At 61.4% G+C, this 21,672-nt stretch carries 25 protein-coding genes and 2 pseudogenes; 17 read left to right on the forward strand and 10 right to left on the reverse strand.

The genetic code is table 11. The annotated features are described in order from the left end of the window. Window positions 1-20 precede the first annotated feature (20 nt). The 7 genes from soxB to HEP69_RS16305 all read right to left on the reverse strand — a co-directional run bounded on the left by soxB (window position 21) and on the right by HEP69_RS16305 (window position 5,339). Window positions 21-1,718, reverse strand: a complete 1,698-nt coding sequence (gene soxB / locus HEP69_RS16275; RefSeq protein ID WP_290559604.1) for a thiosulfohydrolase SoxB — start codon at window positions 1,716-1,718, stop codon at window positions 21-23. Window positions 1,719-1,783: 65 nt separating this feature from the next. Beyond that, on the reverse strand, window positions 1,784-2,629 hold the full coding sequence (gene soxA / locus HEP69_RS16280) for a sulfur oxidation c-type cytochrome SoxA (RefSeq protein WP_290559582.1): 846 nt from the start codon (window positions 2,627-2,629) through the stop codon (window positions 1,784-1,786). Window positions 2,630-2,654: 25 nt separating this feature from the next. Next, window positions 2,655-2,984 carry a thiosulfate oxidation carrier complex protein SoxZ gene (gene soxZ, locus HEP69_RS16285; RefSeq protein WP_290559583.1) on the reverse strand — a complete coding sequence of 110 codons (330 nt, stop codon included), beginning with the start codon at window positions 2,982-2,984 and terminating at the stop codon, window positions 2,655-2,657. Between the two features lie 15 nt (window positions 2,985-2,999). Next, on the reverse strand, window positions 3,000-3,416 hold the full coding sequence (gene soxY / locus HEP69_RS16290) for a thiosulfate oxidation carrier protein SoxY (RefSeq protein ID WP_290559584.1): 417 nt from the start codon (window positions 3,414-3,416) through the stop codon (window positions 3,000-3,002). Between the two features lie 29 nt (window positions 3,417-3,445). Then, the gene (gene soxX / locus HEP69_RS16295) at window positions 3,446-3,922 is read right to left on the reverse strand and encodes a sulfur oxidation c-type cytochrome SoxX (protein ID WP_290559585.1); all 477 of its coding nucleotides are present in this window, start codon (window positions 3,920-3,922) and stop codon (window positions 3,446-3,448) included. Window positions 3,923-4,016: 94 nt separating this feature from the next. Further along, on the reverse strand, window positions 4,017-4,589 hold the full coding sequence (locus tag HEP69_RS16300) for a thioredoxin family protein (protein ID WP_290559586.1): 573 nt from the start codon (window positions 4,587-4,589) through the stop codon (window positions 4,017-4,019). A 12-nt stretch (window positions 4,590-4,601) separates the two neighbouring features. Then, window positions 4,602-5,339: a cytochrome c biogenesis protein CcdA gene (locus tag HEP69_RS16305; protein WP_290559587.1), complete on the reverse strand. Its 738-nt coding sequence runs from the start codon at window positions 5,337-5,339 to the stop codon at window positions 4,602-4,604. A 78-nt stretch (window positions 5,340-5,417) separates the two neighbouring features. Here HEP69_RS16305 and HEP69_RS16310 point away from each other — a divergent pair, with 78 nt between their 5' ends. From HEP69_RS16310 to HEP69_RS16320, 3 genes are all read left to right on the forward strand, one after another. Continuing rightward, entirely contained in the window at window positions 5,418-5,777 is a 360-nt protein-coding gene (locus HEP69_RS16310; protein WP_290559588.1) for a hypothetical protein, read from the forward strand. Window positions 5,778-5,877: 100 nt separating this feature from the next. Then, on the forward strand, window positions 5,878-6,213 hold the full coding sequence (locus HEP69_RS16315) for a metalloregulator ArsR/SmtB family transcription factor (protein WP_290559589.1): 336 nt from the start codon (window positions 5,878-5,880) through the stop codon (window positions 6,211-6,213). 37 nt (window positions 6,214-6,250) lie between these two features. Continuing rightward, window positions 6,251-7,303, forward strand: coding sequence for a YeeE/YedE family protein (locus tag HEP69_RS16320; protein WP_290559590.1), 1,053 nt, complete (start codon window positions 6,251-6,253; stop codon window positions 7,301-7,303). Window positions 7,304-7,397: 94 nt separating this feature from the next. Here the strand turns inward: HEP69_RS16320 and HEP69_RS16325 are convergent, their stop codons facing one another. Beyond that, on the reverse strand, window positions 7,398-8,330 hold the full coding sequence (locus tag HEP69_RS16325) for a LysR substrate-binding domain-containing protein (protein ID WP_290559591.1): 933 nt from the start codon (window positions 8,328-8,330) through the stop codon (window positions 7,398-7,400). A gap of 99 nt (window positions 8,331-8,429) precedes the next feature. On the opposite strand from HEP69_RS16325, the gene HEP69_RS16330 reads away from it, so the two are divergent. The 9 genes from HEP69_RS16330 to HEP69_RS16370 all read left to right on the forward strand — a co-directional run bounded on the left by HEP69_RS16330 (window position 8,430) and on the right by HEP69_RS16370 (window position 18,562). Then, entirely contained in the window at window positions 8,430-9,614 is a 1,185-nt protein-coding gene (locus HEP69_RS16330; RefSeq protein WP_290559592.1) for a CaiB/BaiF CoA-transferase family protein, read from the forward strand. Then, the gene (locus HEP69_RS16335; protein ID WP_290559593.1) at window positions 9,611-10,537 is read left to right on the forward strand and encodes a hydroxymethylglutaryl-CoA lyase; all 927 of its coding nucleotides are present in this window, start codon (window positions 9,611-9,613) and stop codon (window positions 10,535-10,537) included. The genes HEP69_RS16330 and HEP69_RS16335 overlap by 4 nt, the downstream gene beginning before the upstream one ends. Before the next feature lie 65 nt (window positions 10,538-10,602). Further along, a complete protein-coding gene (gene dctP / locus HEP69_RS16340; RefSeq protein ID WP_290559594.1) occupies window positions 10,603-11,589 on the forward strand; it encodes a TRAP transporter substrate-binding protein DctP in 987 nt (328 codons plus the stop codon). After that, window positions 11,586-12,122 carry a TRAP transporter small permease gene (locus HEP69_RS16345; protein ID WP_290559595.1) on the forward strand — a complete coding sequence of 179 codons (537 nt, stop codon included), beginning with the start codon at window positions 11,586-11,588 and terminating at the stop codon, window positions 12,120-12,122. Before dctP ends, HEP69_RS16345 begins: the two co-directional genes overlap by 4 nt. Then, window positions 12,119-13,405: a TRAP transporter large permease subunit gene (locus HEP69_RS16350; protein ID WP_290559596.1), complete on the forward strand. Its 1,287-nt coding sequence runs from the start codon at window positions 12,119-12,121 to the stop codon at window positions 13,403-13,405. Before HEP69_RS16345 ends, HEP69_RS16350 begins: the two co-directional genes overlap by 4 nt. Window positions 13,406-13,684: 279 nt before the next feature. Then, entirely contained in the window at window positions 13,685-14,212 is a 528-nt protein-coding gene (locus tag HEP69_RS16355) for a hypothetical protein (RefSeq protein WP_290559597.1), read from the forward strand. Between the two features lie 56 nt (window positions 14,213-14,268). Beyond that, window positions 14,269-14,976, forward strand: a complete 708-nt coding sequence (locus tag HEP69_RS16360) for an ABC transporter ATP-binding protein (RefSeq protein ID WP_290559598.1) — start codon at window positions 14,269-14,271, stop codon at window positions 14,974-14,976. Between the two features lie 5 nt (window positions 14,977-14,981). After that, window positions 14,982-17,345 (forward strand): FtsX-like permease family protein, encoded by a 2,364-nt coding sequence (locus HEP69_RS16365; protein WP_290559599.1) that lies wholly within the window; start codon window positions 14,982-14,984, stop codon window positions 17,343-17,345. Continuing rightward, window positions 17,345-18,562: an HlyD family efflux transporter periplasmic adaptor subunit gene (locus HEP69_RS16370; RefSeq protein WP_290559605.1), complete on the forward strand. Its 1,218-nt coding sequence runs from the start codon at window positions 17,345-17,347 to the stop codon at window positions 18,560-18,562. The genes HEP69_RS16365 and HEP69_RS16370 overlap by 1 nt, the downstream gene beginning before the upstream one ends. A gap of 171 nt (window positions 18,563-18,733) precedes the next feature. Here the strand turns inward: HEP69_RS16370 and HEP69_RS16375 are convergent, their stop codons facing one another. Further along, window positions 18,734-18,994 carry a helix-turn-helix domain-containing protein gene (locus tag HEP69_RS16375; RefSeq protein WP_366111534.1) on the reverse strand — a complete coding sequence of 87 codons (261 nt, stop codon included), beginning with the start codon at window positions 18,992-18,994 and terminating at the stop codon, window positions 18,734-18,736. Between the two features lie 51 nt (window positions 18,995-19,045). After that, window positions 19,046-19,270 (reverse strand): annotated as a pseudogene (locus HEP69_RS16380) (autoinducer binding domain-containing protein); the annotation flags it as partial. Window positions 19,271-19,565: 295 nt separating this feature from the next. Here HEP69_RS16380 and HEP69_RS16385 point away from each other — a divergent pair. The 5 genes and pseudogenes from HEP69_RS16385 to HEP69_RS16405 form a co-directional block, all read left to right on the forward strand. Next, window positions 19,566-19,763 carry a hypothetical protein gene (locus HEP69_RS16385; RefSeq protein ID WP_290559600.1) on the forward strand — a complete coding sequence of 66 codons (198 nt, stop codon included), beginning with the start codon at window positions 19,566-19,568 and terminating at the stop codon, window positions 19,761-19,763. Window positions 19,764-19,780: 17 nt separating this feature from the next. Further along, window positions 19,781-20,116 (forward strand): hypothetical protein, encoded by a 336-nt coding sequence (locus HEP69_RS16390; protein ID WP_290559601.1) that lies wholly within the window; start codon window positions 19,781-19,783, stop codon window positions 20,114-20,116. An 18-nt stretch (window positions 20,117-20,134) separates the two neighbouring features. Beyond that, entirely contained in the window at window positions 20,135-20,308 is a 174-nt protein-coding gene (locus HEP69_RS16395; RefSeq protein WP_290559602.1) for a hypothetical protein, read from the forward strand. Window positions 20,309-20,408: 100 nt separating this feature from the next. Beyond that, window positions 20,409-21,350 carry an ATP-binding cassette domain-containing protein gene (locus tag HEP69_RS16400; RefSeq protein ID WP_290559603.1) on the forward strand — a complete coding sequence of 314 codons (942 nt, stop codon included), beginning with the start codon at window positions 20,409-20,411 and terminating at the stop codon, window positions 21,348-21,350. 111 nt (window positions 21,351-21,461) lie between these two features. Further along, a pseudogene (locus HEP69_RS16405) lies at window positions 21,462-21,672 on the forward strand (transposase); the annotation flags it as partial.

A 21,672-nucleotide genomic window follows, 5' to 3' on the forward strand; every position in this document is an offset into this window, starting at 1 on the left:
GCCTTTCTGTCAGGGGCCGATCAGGCGCCCACGACTGTCACGCTGTCGTTCTGCGGCACGGAGACCGTGCCTTGCTTGCGAATGTGGTTTTCCACCACGTCCCAGATCTGTGGCCCTTCGGTGCCTTCATTGACCGAGGCCCAGCCTGCGATCTGATACGTTTTGGCCGGGTCGATGCTCTCGCCGGATCTGAGAAGCGTCATATCGGTGATGCGACTGCCCTGGGGCTGGGTGATGTCGATGCGGTATCCCAGCCCTCCGGTGCGCACCATGTCGCCGCCCTGCTGGTAATAGGGATCGGGATTGAAGAGATTGTCGGCCACGTCCTCCAGCACGACATGCAGGAACTCCCCTGTCATCTCGGTGCGATAGGCCTGCCCATAGGTCATCGAGGTGACGTTCCAGATGTCCTCACGGGTGATGTCCTGCCCAGGCAGAATGGATGGCCCCCAACGCACACCGGGGCTGAGCGCGATGTCCGCCTCCCGCTCGGATATCAGCGCGTCGCAGATCAGATCGTCCCAGGTTCCGTTAAAATTGCCGCGCCGGTACAGCAGGCTGTCGGTCTTGCCGATCACCTCGCCCAGCGCCTCTTCAAACGGGGCGCGGACGCCGTCGATCACCGCGCTGACCTCTGGGTCGGGCGCGATCACATCCGACAGGATCGGGATCAGCTTGTGGCGAAAGCCCATCATCCGGCCGTTGCGCACATCCAGATCCACACGCGACACGAATTTACCATTCGAGCCGGATGCCACGATGATCGTCTCGCCCACCAACACCGGCTCGGGCAGGGCATCGTGGGTGTGACCCGACAGGATCACGTCAATGCCGCTGACGATGCTCGCCATTTTCTTGTCCACATCAAAGCCATTGTGGCTGAGCACGACAACCAGGTCCGCGCCTTGTCCGCGCACCTTGTCCACGATTTCCTGCATATGCTCGTCGCGAATGCCAAAGGCGTATTCGGGGAACATCCAGCCAGGGTTGGCGATCGGCATATAGGGGAACGCCTGACCGATAACGGCAATCTTGGCGCTGCCCCGTTCAAAGAACTTGTAGGGCGGGAACAGCTCGGCCGGTTCGTCCCATTCCGCGTCAAAGATGTTCTGGCCCAGCGCGGCAAAGGGCAACCCTTCGACAATCTCGTTCACACGCTCGGAGCCCAGCGTGAATTCCCAATGGAACGTCATCGCGTCGGGCTTGAGGGCGTTCATGACATCGACCATGTCCTGCCCCTGGGTCTGGTAGCAGGTGTAGCTGCCATGCCAGGTATCCCCGCCATCCAGCAGCAAGGCATCAGGCCTTTCAGAGCGGATCTGATTGATCACGGTGGCCACACGGTCAAGACCACCGACCCGTCCATAGCCGCGCGCCAGGGCCTCGAAATCCCCCGAAGACAGGGCGTAATGGGCATAAGACCCGTCTTCGATGCCATACATCCTGCGAAATTCCGCGCCTGTGATATGGGGCACCGCGCCTTTGTTGGGGCCCACACCGATGTTGATCGACGGTTCGCGAAAATAGATCGGTTTGAGCTGGGCGTGAATGTCGGTGATATGGATCAGCGAGACATTCCCGAAAGCCTCGAACTGCAAGAGCTGGTCTTGCGTCACGGCCTGCTGCGCCGCAAGCCGACCCCATTTCCCAAAACCCGAGGCTCCCAAAATCGCGCTGGCCGCCATGCTGGTCTGGAGAAAATCGCGCCGCGATATCATATGCATCTTCCTGAATGTGTTGCGAAAAGAAAACCCCGCACGGGTCACGTGCGGGGTCCTTTGGTTCAGTTTCGGACAGAGGGGCCTTCGACAGCCAGCCCGTTGCCGCGCGACGCGACATAGAGCTCAAGCGCGACGAATTCCGGGCTGCCGGGCGAGAAGGTCTCGGCCCGCGTATCGCGCACGCAGCCCTTGAACCGCGCATGTACCGCGTTCAGCTTGGTGTTCTTGAGCCGGTAAGTCGGGAAGCCGTTGATGTGGCCCTGGCTGAGATGATCTGCCCGTATCATGTTGCCGTAATTCGCCTCGTGACAGGACGAGCACGCCATCTCCAACTGGCCGGTCCGGGTATAGTAAAGCTCCTTCCCCGCCTCCCAGGTGGATTGCGCAGGCCCGTCAATCGCGACATTCACCGGCATCCCGCGTGAGACAGAAGCGATAAGTGCCGTCATGTTGACCATATCGCCGCCGGTGTATTTCCACTTATCGGCGCCCATCTGGTTCTCGCGGCAGTCGTTGATCTGCATCTCAAGGGTGCGGACCTCTCCTGCGGCCTCATTCCATTTGGGATAGACCGGACGGACACCCGCCATGTCCTCGGACGCTCCATGACAACTGGCGCAGGACTTGCCTTCGGATCCTTCGGCCGTGTTCCAGACCTCTTCGGCCTGTTCGACAAAGATCATGCCGGGATTGTCGAAATCATCGGCCTGCATCGCCCTGGTTTCGGTGCCGCGAAAGTGCCAGCCCGAGATAATCTCGCCCAACACATCGGCCACATGTTCAGGGGCCTCCGTGCGGGTTACCAAGGTGATCTCTTCATTCAGTATCAGCGTGTCATCCACCGGATCCGCCATCACAGGCGTGGCGGCGATGGCACTTGCCAGCAGGGCGCCAGTCAGCTTTCTCATAGATGTCCCTCCCAAGACCGGCAGATTATTCTACCGCGATTTTCTTTGCGGTTTCGTAGATCGAGCCGTCATCGTCATACCAGGTGAATGTGAACTCACCGGCTTCGGGCACCAGCGCCTCGAACTCCAGATAGGGGTTGGTGGAAATCGCAGGCTCCATCGTCACGTCAATAACGTTCTCGCCGTTGAAATCGCAGGTAAAGCGATTGATGATCGACCGGGGGATGACATTGCCCTCGTCATCCTTGCGCTGACCGGACTCCATCTTGTGACTGATCAACGTCTTGATCGTGATCGTGTCTCCAGCCGCAGCGGTCTTGGGCACTTTAACGCGGGGTTTTACACCTTTTGCCATAGTCGTCTCTCCTGATTAGCCGCCGCAGCCGCCGATTGTGACCTTGACCGTCGATGCGGTCTGAACGAACGAGCCGTCTTCGAGCTTGGCGATTGCGACCACGTCCTGGGTTCCAGCAAGGCGGATCCGGGTGGAGGCGGCGCGCGAAGCGGCCAGTTTGCCGAACTTGAACGTCGCGACATTGGGTGTCGGGTTGCCCATGGCCAGCACCATGATTTCGACTGCCGTGTCCGAGGACACCTCAATCGGAACGGTGTTGCCGTTCTCGGCGATCTCGGGCGCGATCAGTCTGATGTCGCCCGTGCCAACCTCTGCACCGCCGGTGAAGGCGGCGATCAGGTCGCCTGCGGCTGCGTTGCCGCGCACAGGAAGGCTCGCGGCCAGAATGGCGGCGGCGCCCATCACAATTGCATTGCGTCGTGTCAGTTCCATACGTGAACCTCCGTTAATCCGGTCAGGGGTTAGTATTCTGTCAGCGTGACCAGATAGGCCACCACATCTTCGATTTGCTGCGCGCTCAGAAGCGGGCCGAACGTCTCGTCGGCGGCCTTGCCGGTATAGGCGTTGCCGGGTCGGATAAAGCCTTCGGTTTTGTAAAAGGACGGCATCATGCTGTCCTCGAACATGATTTTGGCGTTGGCGACGATGCCGCGCAGCTCCGCCTCGCTCCACCGCTCGCCCGCGCCATCCAGCATCGGGCCGATATTGCCGTGAAACGGCACATCGGCCAGATCGGTCACCTCGTGGCAAGCCACGCAGTTGCCCAGGCTTTTGTCACTGACGATGTCACGTCCCTTGACCGGGTCACCGGGCATGCCGGTCAGCGAGGTCTCGATACTGCCATCGACAAAGGTAACAGCGGTCGGCGCGATCTCTTCAGCCCCGAGGCTGATCGTCGATGCGGTGAGGGCAAAAATAGCGAGAAATGTGCGTTCCATGTGTCCTCCCAACACATTCAATGTTCGGCATACTTTAGGACACAGAAATGTTATCGAGCAAGGACAAATTCGAATAAATGAATTTGTGTCGCACCTAATCTGTGGACCCATCCGCGCGCTCCTGGATGCGGCGGGCATGGTAACGCTGAAAATCTTCATCCGAATCAAGTGCATAGCGTTTTTCATTGACCCAAGTGAACATATCCAGCGTGGTGCCCGCGCCGAACGCCCCGGGCATCAGCGCCACGGCTGCGGTCTGCACAGTGGCACCCTCCGCGACCTCTTCGGGCAGGAACAGAATCGAAGGCGTAAACAGCAGACCCCATTTGCGTGCCGCCTGCTTCTCGCTCAGGGTCTCACCATCGAAGTCGGTGATCTCGGTATCGCCATGCAGGTTGATCTGCACGACAAAGAAGTTGTCGCGGATATAGCTGGCGATATCGGCGCGCGGGAACACCTCCTCGTGCATCTTCGTGCAGTAGATGCAGCCGCGCTGCTCGATCATCAGGACCAGCCGCTTGCCCTCGGCATTGGCTTCGGCCAGATCCTCGGACAAATCCTTGAACGTGTCGCGCATCCAGTCGGTCTTGTGCAGCCCGTCATCGCCCAGCTCGGCCCCGAAGGCAGGCATGGCGATCAAGGACAGCAGGATCAAAAGGCGTTTCATCTGGCGATCTCCCTAGATGTTCTGAAATGCAGGAAAAGTCTCGAGCATCCATTGCGCGATGTGGTTGACGCTGTCGGTGGCGATCAGCCCCGCAAACAGGATCAAGAGCAGACCCATGGCTTTTTCGACCTTGGGCAGGTGGCGGCGAAACCGGGCCGCGAATCTCAGGAACGGGCCGATGAAAAGCGATGCCACGACAAAGGGCGCCGTCATCGCGACGCCAAAGACCAATAGCAGCACCAGACCGCGCAGGGCGGTGGCCTCGGTGCTGGCGGTAAACACCACTGCGGTCAGCACACCACCCACACAAGGCGTCCACCCCGCCGCAAAGGCAAGGCCCACGACATATGCACCCAAAACGGACATGTTCTGCGTGTCACCCGCTTCCATCTGGAACGCCCGGTTCAGAAAGCCGATGCGGATGATCCCCAGAAAATGCAGCCCCATCACAAAGACGACAATTGCGGCAAACAGGCGAAACTCGGTCTGCGCGCCCCGGAAACTCTGGCTCAGCCCAAAGGCCGCCGCGCCCAGCAGGACAAAGACCGTTATGATGCCCAGCGAAAACAGGACCGAGGCCAGAAACGCCCGCCTGCGTACCCCCGGCGCAAGCGTACCATCGGCGCTGATCTCGGACATCGAGGCACCGGCCATGTAACTGAGGTAGAACGGCACGATCGGCAGCACACACGGCGAGAAAAAGACGATCAAACCGCCCAAAAAAGCGCCAAACAAGGTGACATCGAACATGCTGGATCGTCCCGGCGCTTGTGCAGATTACATATTCAAGTTATTATATGTTTAAGTGATCCGTCAATTGGGATACCCATGAAACATCTCTTTGCCGCCCTTCTGATCGGGGTTTTCCCTGTGGCCGCAATGCCCCTCGAACTTGTGATGGTCGAGCAGGATGGATGCCACTGGTGCGCAAAATGGGACGAGGAACTTGCCCATATTTATCCCAAGACCGAGGACGGCAAACGTGCGCCTCTGCGGCGGGTCGATCTGCGTGCCTTGCCTGACGACATCGCCTTTGCCTCGCGCCCGGTTTTTACACCGACCTTCGTTCTGATCGACCAGGGTGCCGAACTGGGCCGTATCGAAGGCTATGCAGGCGACGAATTTTTCTGGTTTTTGCTTGGCAAGTTATTAAATGAACACTCAGCCGCCAGGGAGTCTGATACTTAGGCGCAGATTCGACCATCGGGCTGCGCCGTACCTAGCACAAATTGCCAAATACCGACCCAGAGGTTAAGAGGGCCCGAAATTGCTAGATAGCCGACCTGAAATGTCACTTCCCGTCATCACCAAGGACATGTCCGACGCCGAGATTGAGCGGATGATGGAGAATGCGTGCAGCGCGTCCAACTTTCTCAAAGCGATCAGCCACGAGGGGCGTTTGATGATCCTGTGTCATCTTGCAACCGGCGAAAAATCGGTGACCGAACTGGAAGAGCTGCTGTCGGCGCGCCAGGCGGCGGTTTCGCAACAGCTGTCGCGCCTGCGCAGCGAAGGGCTGGTCGCGCCGCGCCGGGATGGCAAGGTGATTTATTACAGTTTGACAGACGAGCGCGCCATTCAGATACTCGATCTGGTCTACGACCTGTTCTGCAAAGGCAGCTAGCCGCTCGACCAGGCCCGTAGACATACGGGAGGAGCATATGCTGTTTGGTTTGTCGGATGCGGGGCTTTTGGCCCTGATCGGTCTGGGTGGCGGCGTGAGTCTCGGTCTTGCGGCGCGGCTTGGACGCTTCTGCACGCTGGGTGCGATCGAAGATGTCCTCTATCAGGGCAGTGCGTTGCGCTTGCGGATGTGGGTGTTGGCAATCGGGCTGGCGGGCCTGGGATCGTTCGGCCTGGTGGCCGTCGGCGCGCTGGATCCGGCGCAGACGATCTATCATCTGTCACCCTGGTCCCCCACATTCGGCATTCTGGGCGGGCTCATGTTCGGCTATGGTATGTCGCTGGCGGGCAATTGCGGTTTCGGGGCGCTCGCGCGCATCGGAGGTGGCGATCTGCGCTCGTTTGTGATCGTCCTGGTGATGGGGATCAGCGCCTATGTCATGCTGTCGGGTCCATTGGCACAGCCGCGCATCGCGGGCCTGTCGATGACCGAAGTTCCCACAGATCTGCGCAGCTATCCCCAGCTGGTCAGCCGTGCGACAGGCATTTCACCGGTCTGGATCGGGCTGTTGATCAGCGCGGCCATCACTGGCTTTGCGCTGTGGTCACGTCCATTTCTGAACAACCCCAAAATGGTTTTTTGGGGGACGGTGGTCGGCTGTGCAATTATCAGCGGATGGGCTGGGACACAGTGGGTCGCCGATACCGGCTTCAGCAGCCTTGCGGTCAACAGCCACAGCTTTACCGCGCCTCTGGGCGAAACCCTGTTGTTTCTGATGACGTCGAGCGGTGGCGGCCTGACCTTTGGGGTTGGATCGGTTACCGGAGTTCTGGCCGGGGCCTTTATCGGCAGCTTGATCAAAGGGCATTTCCGCTGGGAGGCCTGCGAGGACCCGCGTGAGCTGAGGCGGCAGGTGCTGGGCGCCATCTTCATGGGCTTCGGTGCGGTGTTGGCAATTGGATGCACCATCGGCCAGGGGATCTCGGCCTTTTCGCTCCTGACGCTGAACGCACCGATAGTCTTTGCATCAATCTTTGCCGGGGCGGCCCTTGGCCTGCGACAGTTGATCACCGGGTTCTCATTCAGCTGAACCCTTTCGCCAGACCGACCCTGGCGGCACCTGCGCCGGTGCGGTCTTTCCAAGACCTGTGACGCGCTCACCGGATGCACGACGTCCGGCGGGCCTAGCGCTCCTCGATCAGACGCGCCTGCCAACGGCCTTCGCGGACACTGGCCTCGAGCAGATCCAACACCAGATCCCGCATATGCTCCAACGCGAAGCTGGGGCGCCGCGCCGTGCTTTCGATAACACACAACGTGCGGTCCAGATCCGGGCGGATGATCGGGCGCGCATGCAGGGTGCCGCTGGCCAGTTCCTCGGCCATGATCAGCCGTGTGCCGACCGTCGCACCCAACCCTGCACACAGGCTTTCGCCGATGGTGCGGATGGAGTTCACCTGCAGCCGCGCCTTGGCCTCCAGGCGTTTGAGGAGGCGCGTGTCGCGGGTCAGCGCGCGGGCAGAGAGGCCCTGTTGCAGCAATACCAGGGGATAGTTCAGAACCTCGTCAAAGCTGATCGGCTCGGGACTGTCGCCGATGATCGAGACCTGACCGACCAGCACCAGTTCCTCGTCCAGAACCGGCGTGATGCGAATGTCCGGACTTGCGATCGGATTGAAGGCCACCGCAAGATCCGCGCGGCCATTGTGCAGATCGTCGAGGGCGGCGCCAGACAGGCTTTCGGTCAAAGTCAGGCGCAAGTCGGGATAGTCCCGGCACACCCGCTGCACCAGATCGAACCCGATGGCGCGAATGGCCGAACCGGCCATCACCACAGAGACCGATCCCGTCACCCGGTTGATGGCGGCCTGCATGTCGTCTTGGGCATCCGACATCGCCGCCAGGATGGTGCGGACATGGCCATAAAACCGCTGGCCCGCTGCGGTCGGCTCCATCCCCCGCCGGTGTCTGCGAAAAAGCTGCGTACCCAGCTGCGCTTCGAGATTTCCCAGATGCAGGCTGAGGGACGACACCGACAGGCGCAACCGTTCGGCAGCAACCGACAATGTCCCCTCTTCATAGATGGCGGCGAAACAGGCCAGGTGACGATCATTCATCGCATGAGCTTTGAGGATTTTAAGACATAGATCAACAATCATTGTTATTTTCTGATATCATGCCAACGCGTATCGTGTGCCCCACCAACAGGAGCGCACATGTCCAACCCTGAATTTCGTCCGCTCGACGGCGTTCGCGTCATCGAACTGAGCCACATGATCATGGGGCCGGCCTGCGGCATGTTCCTGGCGCTGCTGGGGGCCGAAGTGATCAAGGTCGAACCGCCGGGCGGCGACAAAACACGCTATCTTCAGGGGATGGGGCGTCCGATGCATCCGCTCTTTAACCGCGGAAAGAAGTCGGTCTGCCTGGACACCGCAACGCCGGATGGGCGTGCGGCCCTGCACCGCCTCTTGGCCTCCGCCGATGTGCTGGTCGAGAACTTCCGCGATGCCTCGCTCGCCGATATGGGGCTGGATCTGGAGGCGTTGCGCACACGCTATCCGCGTCTGATCATCAGTGGCTGCAAGGGGTTTCTGAGCGGGCCCTATCAGGATCGCACAGCGCTTGACGAGGTCGTGCAGATGATGACCGGGCTTGCCTATATGACCGGCCCGCCGGGGCGGCCCTTGCGGGTGGGATCCTCGGCCAACGACATCATGGGCGGTCTTTTTGGCGCGTTCTCGGTTCTGGCCGCATTGCTGGAACGGCAAACCACCGGCGAAGGCCGCACGATTCGGGTGGGGCTTTTTGAGAACTGCCTGCTCCTGGTTGCGCAACATATGGTGCAATTCGACCTTGACGGGGTGAACCCGCCGCCGATGCCCGCGCGCGATTTTTCCTGGCCGGTCTATGACGTGTTTCAGACAGCCTCGGGCCAGCAGATCTTTGTGTCGGCTGTCACGGACGGGCAATGGCATACCATCACCGGCCTTCTGGGCCTGGAAAATCTGCGCGATGACCCGCGCCTTCAGGGGCGCAAGGCTCAGATCGCGGCACGCTCCTGGACCATTCCGATCTTTGCCGAAGCGATCGGCGCACGGACCGCAGAGGACCTGACCGCCCTGTTTGAGGCACATGGCATTCCGTTCTCTCCCATCTCCAAACCCGGTGACATGTTCGACGATCCACATGTGGCGCGGGACGGCGGGCTTGACACCTCCGCCATTGATGGAAACGGCACGTTTCGCGCGCCTTCCCTCCCCTTCGAGGTGGACGGTGCGGCCAACCCGCCCGCGGGCGATGTCTCGGGCGTGGGCGCGGATACCGCCGCAGTGCTGGCCAGCGTCGGCCTGGCCCCGGACGAGATCGCTGCCTGCACGCCTTTGCGGACACCTGCATGACCCGTGCGGCACAGATATACCCCCAAGGCCGCCTCACCCTGCGCGAGGTTGGCCTGCGCGACGGGCTGCAAATGGTCGAGGTCTGGCCCGACACGACCGCAAAGCGCGATTGGGTGACGCGCGAGCACGCGGCAGGCGTCCGGCATTTCGAGGTCGGCTCCTTCCTACCCGCCAGCCGCTTCCCACAGTTTGCCGATGTCGCCGAGCTTGCCCAAACGATTGGCACGTTGCCCGGCGCCCACAGCATCGCGCTGGCCCTGAACGAGCGTGGTGTGCACGACGCTTTGCAGGCGGGTGTCCATGAAATCGCACTGGTCGTTTCGGCCACACAGGCGCATTCGCAAGCCAACCAGCGGCGCAGCCAGGATGACGCGGTCGCGCTGATCCGAATGGCAGACCGCGCCCGCGCGGCGGACGGGCCGCTGATCTCGGTCGGGATTGCGATGGCGTTTGGATGCTCGATCAGCGGCACGGTGCTGCCGCATGACGTGCTCGATCTGGTGGAGAGCTGTCTGGAGGCCGGAGCGGACGTGATCGGGCTGGCCGATACGGTGGGGTTTGCAGGGCCCGATGCGGTTGGCGCGCTGACAGCACAGGCGCGTGCCCTGTGCGGTCCGGTGCCGCTCTGCATCCATCTGCATGATACGCGCGGTCTGGGCATTGCCAATGCGTCGGCCGCGTTGGACGCGGGCTGCCAGGTGCTGGACGGATCGCTTGGAGGCTTGGGCGGGTGCCCCTTTGCCCCCGGTGCCACCGGCAACGTCGTGCTCGAAGACCTTGCCTTTCTGGCCCAGACAAAGGGGGTCGACACCGGCATCGATCTGGAAAAACTGATCGCTGTCCGGGACGTGCTGAAGAGTGCCATGCCCAACGAGCAGCTTTTTGGCGCCGTTGCGCGCGCAGGACCGATCCCGACGATGTGACAGTCACCAACGAGACCCGGATCCGTTCCGGGACAAGACCGCAATAACCAAAATGGGAGGATACCATGAAACATCTGATTTACGGCGCGGCCCTGGCCGCAGGGCTTGCCACGCCCGCATTGGCTGCCGAGGAAATGCGGTGCAGCCACCAACTGCCGCCCGCGCACCATATCGCCAAGGTCATCGACCGCTGGGCGGCCGAGATCGAGACGCTGTCGGGCGGCGAGATCGACGTGCAGGTCTTTGGCGCCAACAGCCTTGTCGGCGCGCGCGAAAACATCGTTTCGGTCGCCAAGGGCAACATCGAATGCGCCTTTTCGATCAACCCGCAATGGGGCAAGACGCTGCCGCTGATGAATGTCACGCTCAAACCCTATGCCGTAACCGATCTCGAAACGCTTGCCGCCTGGCCCGACAGTGCCGCAGCCGCGTTTCTGAATGAAAAGCTGCTGGAGAAAGGCGTTCACAACGCGGTCTGGCTGTTTACCACGCGGATGACGGCGATCACGTCCAACGGGGCGCCACTGATCAACCAGCCCGATTTCGAAGGCGTCAAGATCCGCGGGCTGAACCCGGTGGCGGATTCGTTCCTGGTGGCGATGGGGGCCGCCCCTTCGGCAATGTCCGGCTCCAAGGTCTATGAGGCGCTCTCAACCGGCGTCATCGACGCCGGCATGACCGATGTGGCCGCCGCCTATTCGCGCAAATACTACGAGGTGCAGGATCAGGCCAATGTCATGCCGCTCTTTAGTGTATTCTTTCACGGCTACCTCAACCCGGCCTGGTACAACGGGCTGACCGACAGCCAGAAAGCCGCCATTGACGAGGCCGGTGCGAAGGCCGCGCAATGGGCCGTCGTCGCCTCCGAGGAGGCCTCTGCCTCGGCGCCGGATCAACTGGCCGAGAAGGGCATGAACGTCCATATCCAGACCCCCGAGGAACAGGCCGAATGGCAGGCTCTGATGGGGCCGGCCTTTGACGAAGCCTTTGGAGAGGCCACCGGAGAGGATGGGGTCAAGCTGCTTGGTCTTGTCGACGGAATTTCAGGGTGAGCGTCAAGCTCTCTGATGACCACGCCGCCTCCGGGACGCGCCATGTCTCGGGGGTGGAAAAGGCCGTGCGCTGGGTGACTGGCGCCGGTGCGGCCGCGGCGACCCTGATGGTGCTGGTCGTGTTCAGCGTGGTCAGCTACAGCGTCTTCATGCGCTATGTGCTGGGCACGCCGGTCACGATCACCGACGAGCTGAACGGGTTTCTGGTTGTGGCGATGGTGGCGCTGGGGGCCGGTGAGGTCCTGCTGCGGGACGAGCATTTCGGCGTCGACCTGCTGACCACCCGCGCGCAGGGGCGCGCCAAGAAATGGATCGGTATCTGGGGGTTGATCGCAGTGATCTGCGTGGCCTCCGCGATTGTCTATAGCGCGGTCTTGATGGTGCGGTTTTCCTATGATTTCGGGATCTATTCCAACGGATATCTTGGCGTGGCCATGTGGATACCGCAATCGGCTTTGCTGGTTGGTATGGTGATCCTGATCCTGGCCGCCTTGGCCCGAATGACCAGCTTATTGACGGATCCCGCGGGATGATGACATTTCTGATCCTGGGCGGGCTGATCCTGATCCTGCTGACCGGCGTGCCTATCTTTGCCGGGCTGGGCCTTGCGTCTCTGATCCTGATGCTGCTGACCGAAGGCAGCGTCAACAGTGCTGCCGACACCGTCTTTGCCAAGCTCAATAACGGGCTGCTCACGGCGATCCCGATGTTTGCATTCATGGCGCATGTGATGATCCGCGCGCGGGTGGTCGAGGACCTCTACAATGCGGCGAACGCGATGGTCGGTCATCTGCGCGGCGGGCTTGGTGTGGCCACGATCCTGTCCTGTACGATCTTTGCCGCGATCTCCGGCTCGTCCGTGGCAACGGCCTTGACCATCGGGTCCACGGCCATTCCGCAGATGAAGCGGTTCAACTATCGCCCCAGCTATTCCTATGGCGTGATCGCGGCCGGTGGCACGTTGGGCATTCTGATCCCACCTTCGGGGCCGCTGATCCTGTATGCCATCGTGACCGAAGCCTCGATTGGCGCGCTGTTTCTGGCCGGTTTGATCCCCGGCGTGATGATGGCGCTGATCTTTGCGGGCTGGGCGATGGTCAGCGCGGGCTTCGGCGCCACCGTCGCGCGCAAACCCTGGGAGGGGATGGGCGTCGTCTGGGCCCGCGCGCGTCAATCGATCTGGGCGCTGCTGATGCCCCCCGTGGTGCTGGGCGGGATCTATCTGGGCGTGTTCACCGCCACCGAGGCCGCCTCTATCGGTTGTCTTTATGCACTGGTGATCGCGGTTCTGGTCTATCGCAACTTTGGCTGGCGCGATCTGTGGATGACCGCTCTCGACACGGTGCGCACCACCGCGATGCTGTTCATGATCCTGGCGGCGGCCGCACTGTTCGGCCACGCGGTGACGATCATCCGGTTGCCCATCGAGATTGTGGAGGCAGTTGCCGCGCTGGGCATGACGCCCACCCAATTCGTGCTGGCGGTGATGGCGCTGATCCTGGTTCTGGGGATGTTCCTGGAGACGATCTCCATCATCCTGATCACCACGCCGATCGTGTTTCCGGTGATGCTGGCGCTGGGCATCGACCCGATCTGGTACGGGATCCTCCTGATGATCAATCTGGAAATGGCGCTGATCACGCCGCCGGTGGGGATGAACCTTTTTGTGATCAAGGGCATTGCCAAGGCACCACTGTCGCAAGTCATCAGCGGGTCGGCACCCTATGCGGGACTGATGCTGATCGGTCTTGCATTGGTGTTCGTGTTCCCGCCGATTGCCACATGGCTGCCCGATGTAGCCGGGTTCGGGCGATAGCAAGCGCATCGTTCAGGGGCCGTGTCGGCACGGGCAACACTCAAAAGATGAGAGCGGCCCCGGTCCACGGACCGGGGCTGTCTTTATTTCGGGCAGGCCGGATCATTCCAGAGATATGACAGAACTGACAGGGTGGATCGGTGTGGCCGCCGCAACCGGCTCTGAGCGAGCATCGCCCGGGATCGCAGCCCCGCGAGATTGGTTGATTTTTATCAAGACGCCCTCGGACAAATCCCGGTACATCCCGACACTGTCCGCCCCCATTGCGTGAGAAGCGAAATGCCCCAGTCCGCCGACCCCTCGCCAGCCGATCAAATCGCAACTGTCTTTTATTCCCGCAGTGGCCATTCCCGCAGCGTGGCACAGGACCTCGCGCAATCGCTCGGGGGGCCGCTTTTCGAGCTTCTGGTTCCGCGCTATGACATGGCCATCCTGGGGTTTATGCGGGCGGGCTATGACAGCCTCTGGCTGAACCATCCGGCTCCGCAAAACGACATTCCATCACTGTCCGACTATGGGGCTGTGGGTCTTTGCGGGCCGATCTGGACTTCATATCCTGCAACCCCGCTTCGGCATATACTGGCCAAGCGCAGCGATCTGCCAACACGTGTTGGCCTGTTTCTGACCTGCGATGCCCACTCTCCTCCGCACAAGGCCTATAGCACCGCCGAAGCCGATCTGGGCCGGTCGCTCACCGCCATGGCAACCCTGTCCAACAAGAACGAGGACGCGGGCAGCAGACGGCAATTGATCGCCGATTTCGCCCAAACGCTCAAAGCGTCTTGCACGGACAATGCGCCTGTCTGACTAAGATCCGCAAGGAACCAGACCGATGCGACTGACACGGCCCAACGGGACATCAGATGCCAAAGATCATTTTCCGGACCGAAGGCGTGACCAAGGTCTATGACACCGGAGAGGTCAAGGTCTATGCCCTCGCCGGGGTTGATCTGGAGCTCTATGCAAGCGAACTGACGGTTCTGCTGGGCCCTTCGGGCAGCGGCAAATCCACCTTGCTCAATATCCTCGGCGGGCTTGATCACGCAACAGACGGACGGGTCTGGTTTGGCGAGACCGAATTGACGAATATGTCGAGCCGCGGTCTGACCCAGTATCGGCGCGACCATGTGGGGTTCGTGTTTCAGTTCTACAATCTTGTTCCCAGCCTCACGGCACGCGAAAATGTCCAGCTTGTGACCGATGTGGCGCGCGACCCCATGCCCGCCGCCGAGGCGCTGGAACTGGTGGGACTGGGCAAACGGATGGACCATTTCCCGTCCGAGATGTCGGGCGGCGAACAGCAACGGGTCGCGATCGCCCGCGCGATTGCGAAACGTCCCGAGATCCTGCTGTGCGATGAGCCGACCGGCGCGCTCGACAGCACCACGGGCACTCAGGTCCTCGAAGTGTTGCAGAGCATCAACGAACAGTTCGGCACGACCACGGTCGTTATTACCCACAACGCCGAGATCCGGCGCATGGCGCATCGCGTCATCTACTTCCGGGACGGCAAAATCAGCAAGACGCAGATCAACGAACATCGCCTGGCCCCGCATGAGATCAAGTGGTGAACGGCATGCAAGCGATTGACCGCAAATTGCTGCGCGATTTCAAGCGCCTCTGGGCACAGGCGCTGGCCATTGCGCTGGTGCTGGCCTGCGGCGTGACGATCCTGTTGACGTCATTGGGGATGTATCAGGCCCTGACCGAGACCCGAGAGGCCTATTACGAACGCAACCGGTTCGCCGATGTCTTTGCGACCGCCAAACGCGCGCCAGAGGGGCTGATGCGCGAGATTGCCGCGATCGAGGGCGTGATGACCGCCGAGGCACGGATCTCGGGCTCGGCCATTCTGGACCTGCCCGGAAAGCCGCGCACCGCCGTGGGTCGTGTTCTGTCATTCCCCGACGATGCCCAACCCGTGCTGAACGTGCCCTTGCTGCGCTGGGGGCGGATGCCCGACCCGATGGCCATCGATGAGGTGATCGTCAACCAGCCCTTCGCCATTGCCAACGGATTTGGACCGGGCGATACGTTCGACGCCAACCTGAACGGTCAGAAGCGCACACTGACCATTGTCGGCGCGGTCCTATCGCCCGAGTTCATCTATACCGTAAGCCCCGGCGCGATGATGCCCGATGACGCGTATTTCGGGATCATCTGGATGTCCGAACGGGCAGCGGCGGCAGCCTTTGACATGACCGGGGCGTTCAACGACGTTTCACTGGTGCTGGCTGCCCGAAGTAACGAGGCCGATGTGATCGACCGGCTCGACGATCTGCTCGAACCCTATGGAGGGCTGGGTGCCTATGGCCGGGAGTTGCACCCGTCCGACAGTTTTCTCGATGCCGAGATCAGCCAGCTCAAGGGCATGGCAGCCGTCTTGCCGCCGATCTTTTTCGGTATCTCGGCCTTTCTGGTCAGCATGGTCATGGGGCGCATCATCGCACTGGAGCGCAGTGAGATCGGGCTGCTCAAGGCGATTGGATATTCCGATGTCGAGGTGTGCCTGCACTATCTGATGCTGGCCGGGCTGATCGCGATGGTGGGCATCGTGGTCGGTTGGGGCTTTGGCACCTGGCTGGCCCATGCCATGGCCCTGCAATACACACAGTTCTTCGATTTTCCCTTCATGATCTTCCGCGTCTCCTACTGGGTCTATGCGGCCGCCGGGCTGGCCGCCCTGCTGACCACCACGCTGGGGGCGGCGCGCAGCGCGATGCAGGCCGCCAGCCTGCCGCCCGCCATTGCGATGCAGCCGCCGACCCCTCCGCGGTTCAAACGCTCGGCCGTTGATCGTCTGATGGCGCGTCTGCGGCTGTCGCAGCCAACGATCATGATCCTGCGCAGTCTGCTGCGCTGGCCCGGGCGCAGCCTGCTCACCTCTCTGGGGCTGTCGTTGGCCGTGGCATCGGTGATCGCGGCGATGTTCATCAGCGATGCGCTGGATGAAATCATCGACACCGCGTTTTTCCAGACCAACCGGCAGGACGCGACGCTGCTTTTTTCCGAGGACGTGCCCGAAACAGCGCTTGCGCACGTGCTGACCTTGCCCGGAGTGATGCAGGCCGAAGGCCAGCAGTATCACACAGCCATTCTGCGCAATGGCTATCTGTCCAAGCGGGTGTCGATTGATGCGCGGCGTCCGGACACCGGTCTCAGCCGTGTTCTGGATGCCCAGGATCGGGTGATCTCGGCGCCTCCGGGCGGCATTCTGCTGTCCGAACGGCTGGCCGGGCAACTTGCCCTGCAAGCCGGAGATCGGGTCGAGGTCGCGTTCCTGTCCGGTCGGCGCGAAACCCATACTCTGACCGTCACCAGCCTGGTCGAGCAGCATTTCGGGCTGGGGGCTTACATGGATCTTGACTATTTGAACGCGCTTTTCCGTCAGACCCCACAGATAACGGTCGCGAACGTGATGCTGGACGAGGCCGAACTGGACGCGCTGCACGCCGCCCTCAAAGGACTGCCGCAATTGGCAGGGCTGGTGCAGATGAACGAAAACCGCGCCGCCTTTCAGGAAACCATTCGCGAGAACATTTTGGTGATGAACACGATCTATATCGTGATCGCTATCCTGATCACCGTTGGCGTGGCCTATAACGGGGCACGGATCCAGCTGTCAGAGCGCGCCCGGGAGTTGGCCAGCCTGCGCATTCTGGGCTTTGGCCGGGGCGAAGTGTCATATATTCTGGTTGGTGAAACCATGCTGCTGACGCTTTTGGCGCAGCCTCTGGGCTGGCTGATCGGTGCGTGGATGGCCGCGGCCATGACACGCGGGTTTTCCAGCGATCTCTACGCGATCCCGCTGGTACTGAAAGCCGACACTTTTGCGTTGGCCAGCTTGATCGTGCTGACAGCCGCATTCGCATCGGCCATGGTGGTGCGCCGCCGCCTGGACCGGCTGGATCTCGTCTCTGTCATGAAAACAAGGGAATGATGCCTGTGGCCTACTCTCCCCGCACCCTCATCCTTATCGGCCTAGGCGGCGCAATCGTCGCTGGGCTTGCCTATGTCAGCTTCCGCGAAGAGCCGGTGGCGGTCGATCTGCACACCGCCCAGCGCGGCACCCTTGAGGTGACAATCAACGCCGACGGCGAAACCAAGGTGCGCAACCTGTACGAGATCGCCTCGCCGATCACCGGCATGGCGCTGCGCTCTCCGGTGGAGGCCGGCGATCCCGTCGTGGCGGGCAAGACCGTGGTCGCGATCGTGGAGCCGGTGGCCCCCAGCCTGCTGGACCGGCGCACGCGCATGCAGGCCGAAGGCACGCTGCAAGAGGCACAGGCCGCGCTCAGCGTGGCCCAGGCCGATCTGACCAAAGCGCTTGAGGACCGCGTGTTTGCCCAAACCCAGTTCAACCGGGTCGAAGCATTGGTTAACCGCGATGTGGCCTCGCTCACACAGTTGGAAGACGCAACACAGCGCCTTGCCATCGCCAAGGCCACTGTTGAGGCGGCAGAGGCGCGCATCGATATGGCGCTGGGCACAATCGACCGCGCCGAAGCCAGCCTGATGACACCCAGCCAGCCCGAGGAATCTCCCACCGGGTGTTGCGTCGAGATTACCGCCCCTGCCGATGGTGTGGTCCTGTCTGTCGAAACCATCAGCCAGCGCCCCGTGATCTCGGGCGCTCCGCTTCTGAGCGTTGGCGATCCGTCCGATCTGGAACTGGTGGCCGATCTATTGTCCAGCGATGGGGTGCGCCTTGCCCCCGGGGCGCTGGCCTATGTGGACCGATGGGGCGGCGATGGGATGTTGGAGGCCCGGCTGGATCGGATTGATCCGACCGCGCGTACCAAAGTCTCGGCCCTGGGCATCGAGGAACAGCGCGTCGACGCCTATTTCACCCTGACAACACCGGTGGCCGAGCGGCCCGGCCTTGGCGATGGCTTTGCGGTTTTTCTGCGGATCGTGGAATGGCGGGCAGAGGATGTCCTGCAAATCCCGGTCAGCGCGCTGTTTCGGCAAGGCGCCGATTGGGCGGTCTTTGTCGAACAGGACGGTGTCGCGCAACTGCGTCCAATCACGATTGGCCGACGCAGCACACAGATGGCTGTCGTGCTTGACGGGCTGGAGGTCGGAGAACGGGTAATCATCCATCCCAGCGACTCTGTCCTGCCCGGTGTGGCGGTAGTGGATCGGTCGGTCCTGTAACACGGCGATCCCGGTGCTTGCGAGCTGCCCTGTGGCTGCCCGGGTAGAGCAGCCAAGCCGGTGGACCCCTCCGTCCCAGCCGACCTTGACCTGGCACCGAGGCATCTGTCGGCAATGGCACCCGAAAGGATCGGCGCATCGCTCGCCGTATTTGCAGGCAAGGCGACCCTGTCACATCAGCTTGTTGCGAATTGCGATGATTGCCGCGTGGTGGCGGTTCGAGGCTGCCAGTTTGTCGACAGGCTTGTTCAGGTGGTAGTTGACCGTCGCGGCCGACATCGACAGAATCCGCGCGATTTCGATGCTCGTCTTTCCATCCGCGGTCCATTTCAGGCATTCCAGCTCACGCGGGCTCAAGGAAGGGAGCCGTTCTGTCGCCTGGTCCGCTGCGCTCAGCATCATGGCGCGGTCATCGGCCTGAAACGCGGTCATCAGAATGCCGTTCCCCTCGGACCGGCTTGCATCGACCAGATCGCAGTCTCGCGAGGCCACAACTGAAAACACTCCCAGATCATCGCTAGGCCCACGCACCGGGATCGAATAACCTGCCGCGATGCCAAACGCCCGCGCCTCGTAAAAAACGCGCTTCTGCGTCTTCCGATACGGTCTCAGGAACGACTTTTGATCCCAAAAGAACGGCAGGCGCGATGTTTGGGATGTCACGATCACCGGATCGTAATGCCTATAGCATTTCTCCACATATCGCGCGCGCCAGTCATCGCCTTAATTCGTCAACAGAAGATTGCCCTGGGCCGATGCGCCGCGCACAAGAAGATAGAAAAAAATGCTCTACCCCCAGGGACTGGCTGCGGGACCGCATGGAGGATTCAAGCTCATCCAAAGTCTAGCATGTCCCGAACTGATGATTTTGGATCGCCATCGCACTTCACGGAAGCGCCCCAATGTGTGTGATCGGCGCATACTGTCAGATTTTCTAGTAGACAGCGAAATGCCCCGTATGTCCAACTTCGTGCCATTCTTTCGCAATGAAAGGGGCATGAAAATGCAACGCAGAACTCTCCAACTGAGCCTTGCCGCGGGGCTGATCCTGAGCGCCACCGGCGCCATGACCGAGGTGGGCAAGATCGAGGCGCTGGCGGACTGCGGCGAGATCACGCTGCGCGACAAGACGGTCGCGATCATCTCGTCCGACAACGCCTATTCCAAGACGATTTCCGAAGGCATGAAGACCTCTTTTTGAGGAGGGCGAGGGACATCGTGGTCGATGAGCTGGCCCCCTTCGGCGAGGTGGGCGACTGGCGCGCGATCCTGGCCAAGGTGCGTGATGCCAACCCCGATCTGGTGATCAACACCGATTACCTGCCGGGCAATTCCGCGCTCGTTCTCAACCAGTTTCTGGAGACACCGACCAACTCGCTCGTCTTTCTGCAATACGCCCAACCGGCCCCGGACTTCATCGCCCTGACCGGCGATCACTCCACCGGTGTACTTTATGACCTGATCAACGCGCCCCGGGACGGCGACAGCTGGCCGCGCGGCCAGACATTGATGCGCGCCTATGAAGAGCGGTTCGGCGTGACCTCAGGCGCCTAGGGCGTGGGGCTTTATGAGATGGCGCATTTCTATTTTGAAGCGCTGGAACAGGTGGGCGATCCGACCATGCGCGAAGACGTGGTCGCGGCCATCGGTCAAATCAGTCGCGATACCGTCGCGGGTCTGCTGGAATTTGACCCCGAAACCCGTGTGGCCCTGCAAAGCAACGAACATATCCCCGTGTCGTTCTGACAGATCCACGATGGCAACCGCGTGCGGATCGAAGCTGACAAATACGCCAGTGGCGCGTTCATGCTGCCGCCCTGGATGTCCACCTAAGAGATCCCCGTCGATGTCGCGCGATCCCATCCTCGTCGTCTCGGAACTGTCCAAAAGCTTTGGCGCGATCAGGGCCGTCGACGCGGTGAGCTTCGAGGTCGAGCGGGGCGAGATCCTGGGCATTGCCGGGCCGAACGGGTCCGGCAAATCCGCCCTGTTCAATGCGATCACCCGGGTGCCCTTCTCACCCAGCCAGGGTGTGGTCCTGTTCGACGGGGCGCCGATCCACCGGCTGCCTGCCAACAAAATCGCCAAACGCGGGGTGGCGCGCACCATCCAGCGCGAAAGCGTCTTTGCCGAGCTTTCGGCCATCGACAATGCGCTGGTCACCATCGAACAGACCAAACGCGCACGCCGCCTTGACCAGAAGGTGGCCCTCGCCGAGCGGGCGCCGGAAATTGTCGGTTTCCCAGCCACTCTGCATAAATGGAAGGCCGGAACACTACCTGTCTCTCTGCGCAAGCTGGTGATGATCGCAAGCGCCCTGGCGCTCGACCCGCTGGTGCTGCTTTTGGATGAGCCCGCATCCAGCCTCACGGTCGAGGAGATCGAGCGGATGCGGCTCTTGATCGTGGCGTTGCAGCGCCGGGGCACCACGATCCTGCTGGTCGAACATCTGCTGTCGCTGTTGATGGCGGTCTGGGACCGGCTGCTCGTTCTGGATCAGCGCCGGATGATCGCGATGGGCCCGCTTGCCGATGTGGTCAAGGACCTGGTCGTGATCGAGACTTATCTAGGGCCGCCGCATGACCGCGCCGCTGTTGGAACTGCGCTAACTCTCGGGCGGGTACGAGCCGATCGAGGTGTTCAGCGCGATCGATCTGCCGCTGGCGCCGGGCGAATCCATCGGGTTTTTCCGCCCCAACGGGCATGGCAAATCCACGCTGAAGAAAACGAACAGCGGTGTGCTGTCGCTCTGGGGTCTGTTGAGATTCAGGATTCCCAACTAGCGTGAGTTCTGATTCAACCTTCCAAAAGGGAGGTCTGAATGGAGACGAGCAGATTTGTTATCCGCGATCATCAATGGGCGAAGATGGAACCGCATTGCCTTGGGCTCAAGGCGCATCCTGGGCGCACTGGCAGTGATCCGCGCCTGTTCATGGAAGCGGTGTTCTGGATTGCGCGCACCGGATCGCCGTGGCGCGATGTGCCGCCCGGGTTCGGGAACTGGAATACGACCTATCGCGGGTTCCGGGATTGGGCAAGAGCAGGGGTTTTCGAACGCATGTTCAGGACATGGCCTGACCAGACCACACAGGGGAGGCCAAAAGCCGCGG

This window comes from Aestuariivita sp., assembly GCF_021404545.1.
Lineage (GTDB): Bacteria > Pseudomonadota > Alphaproteobacteria > Rhodobacterales > Rhodobacteraceae > Aestuariivita.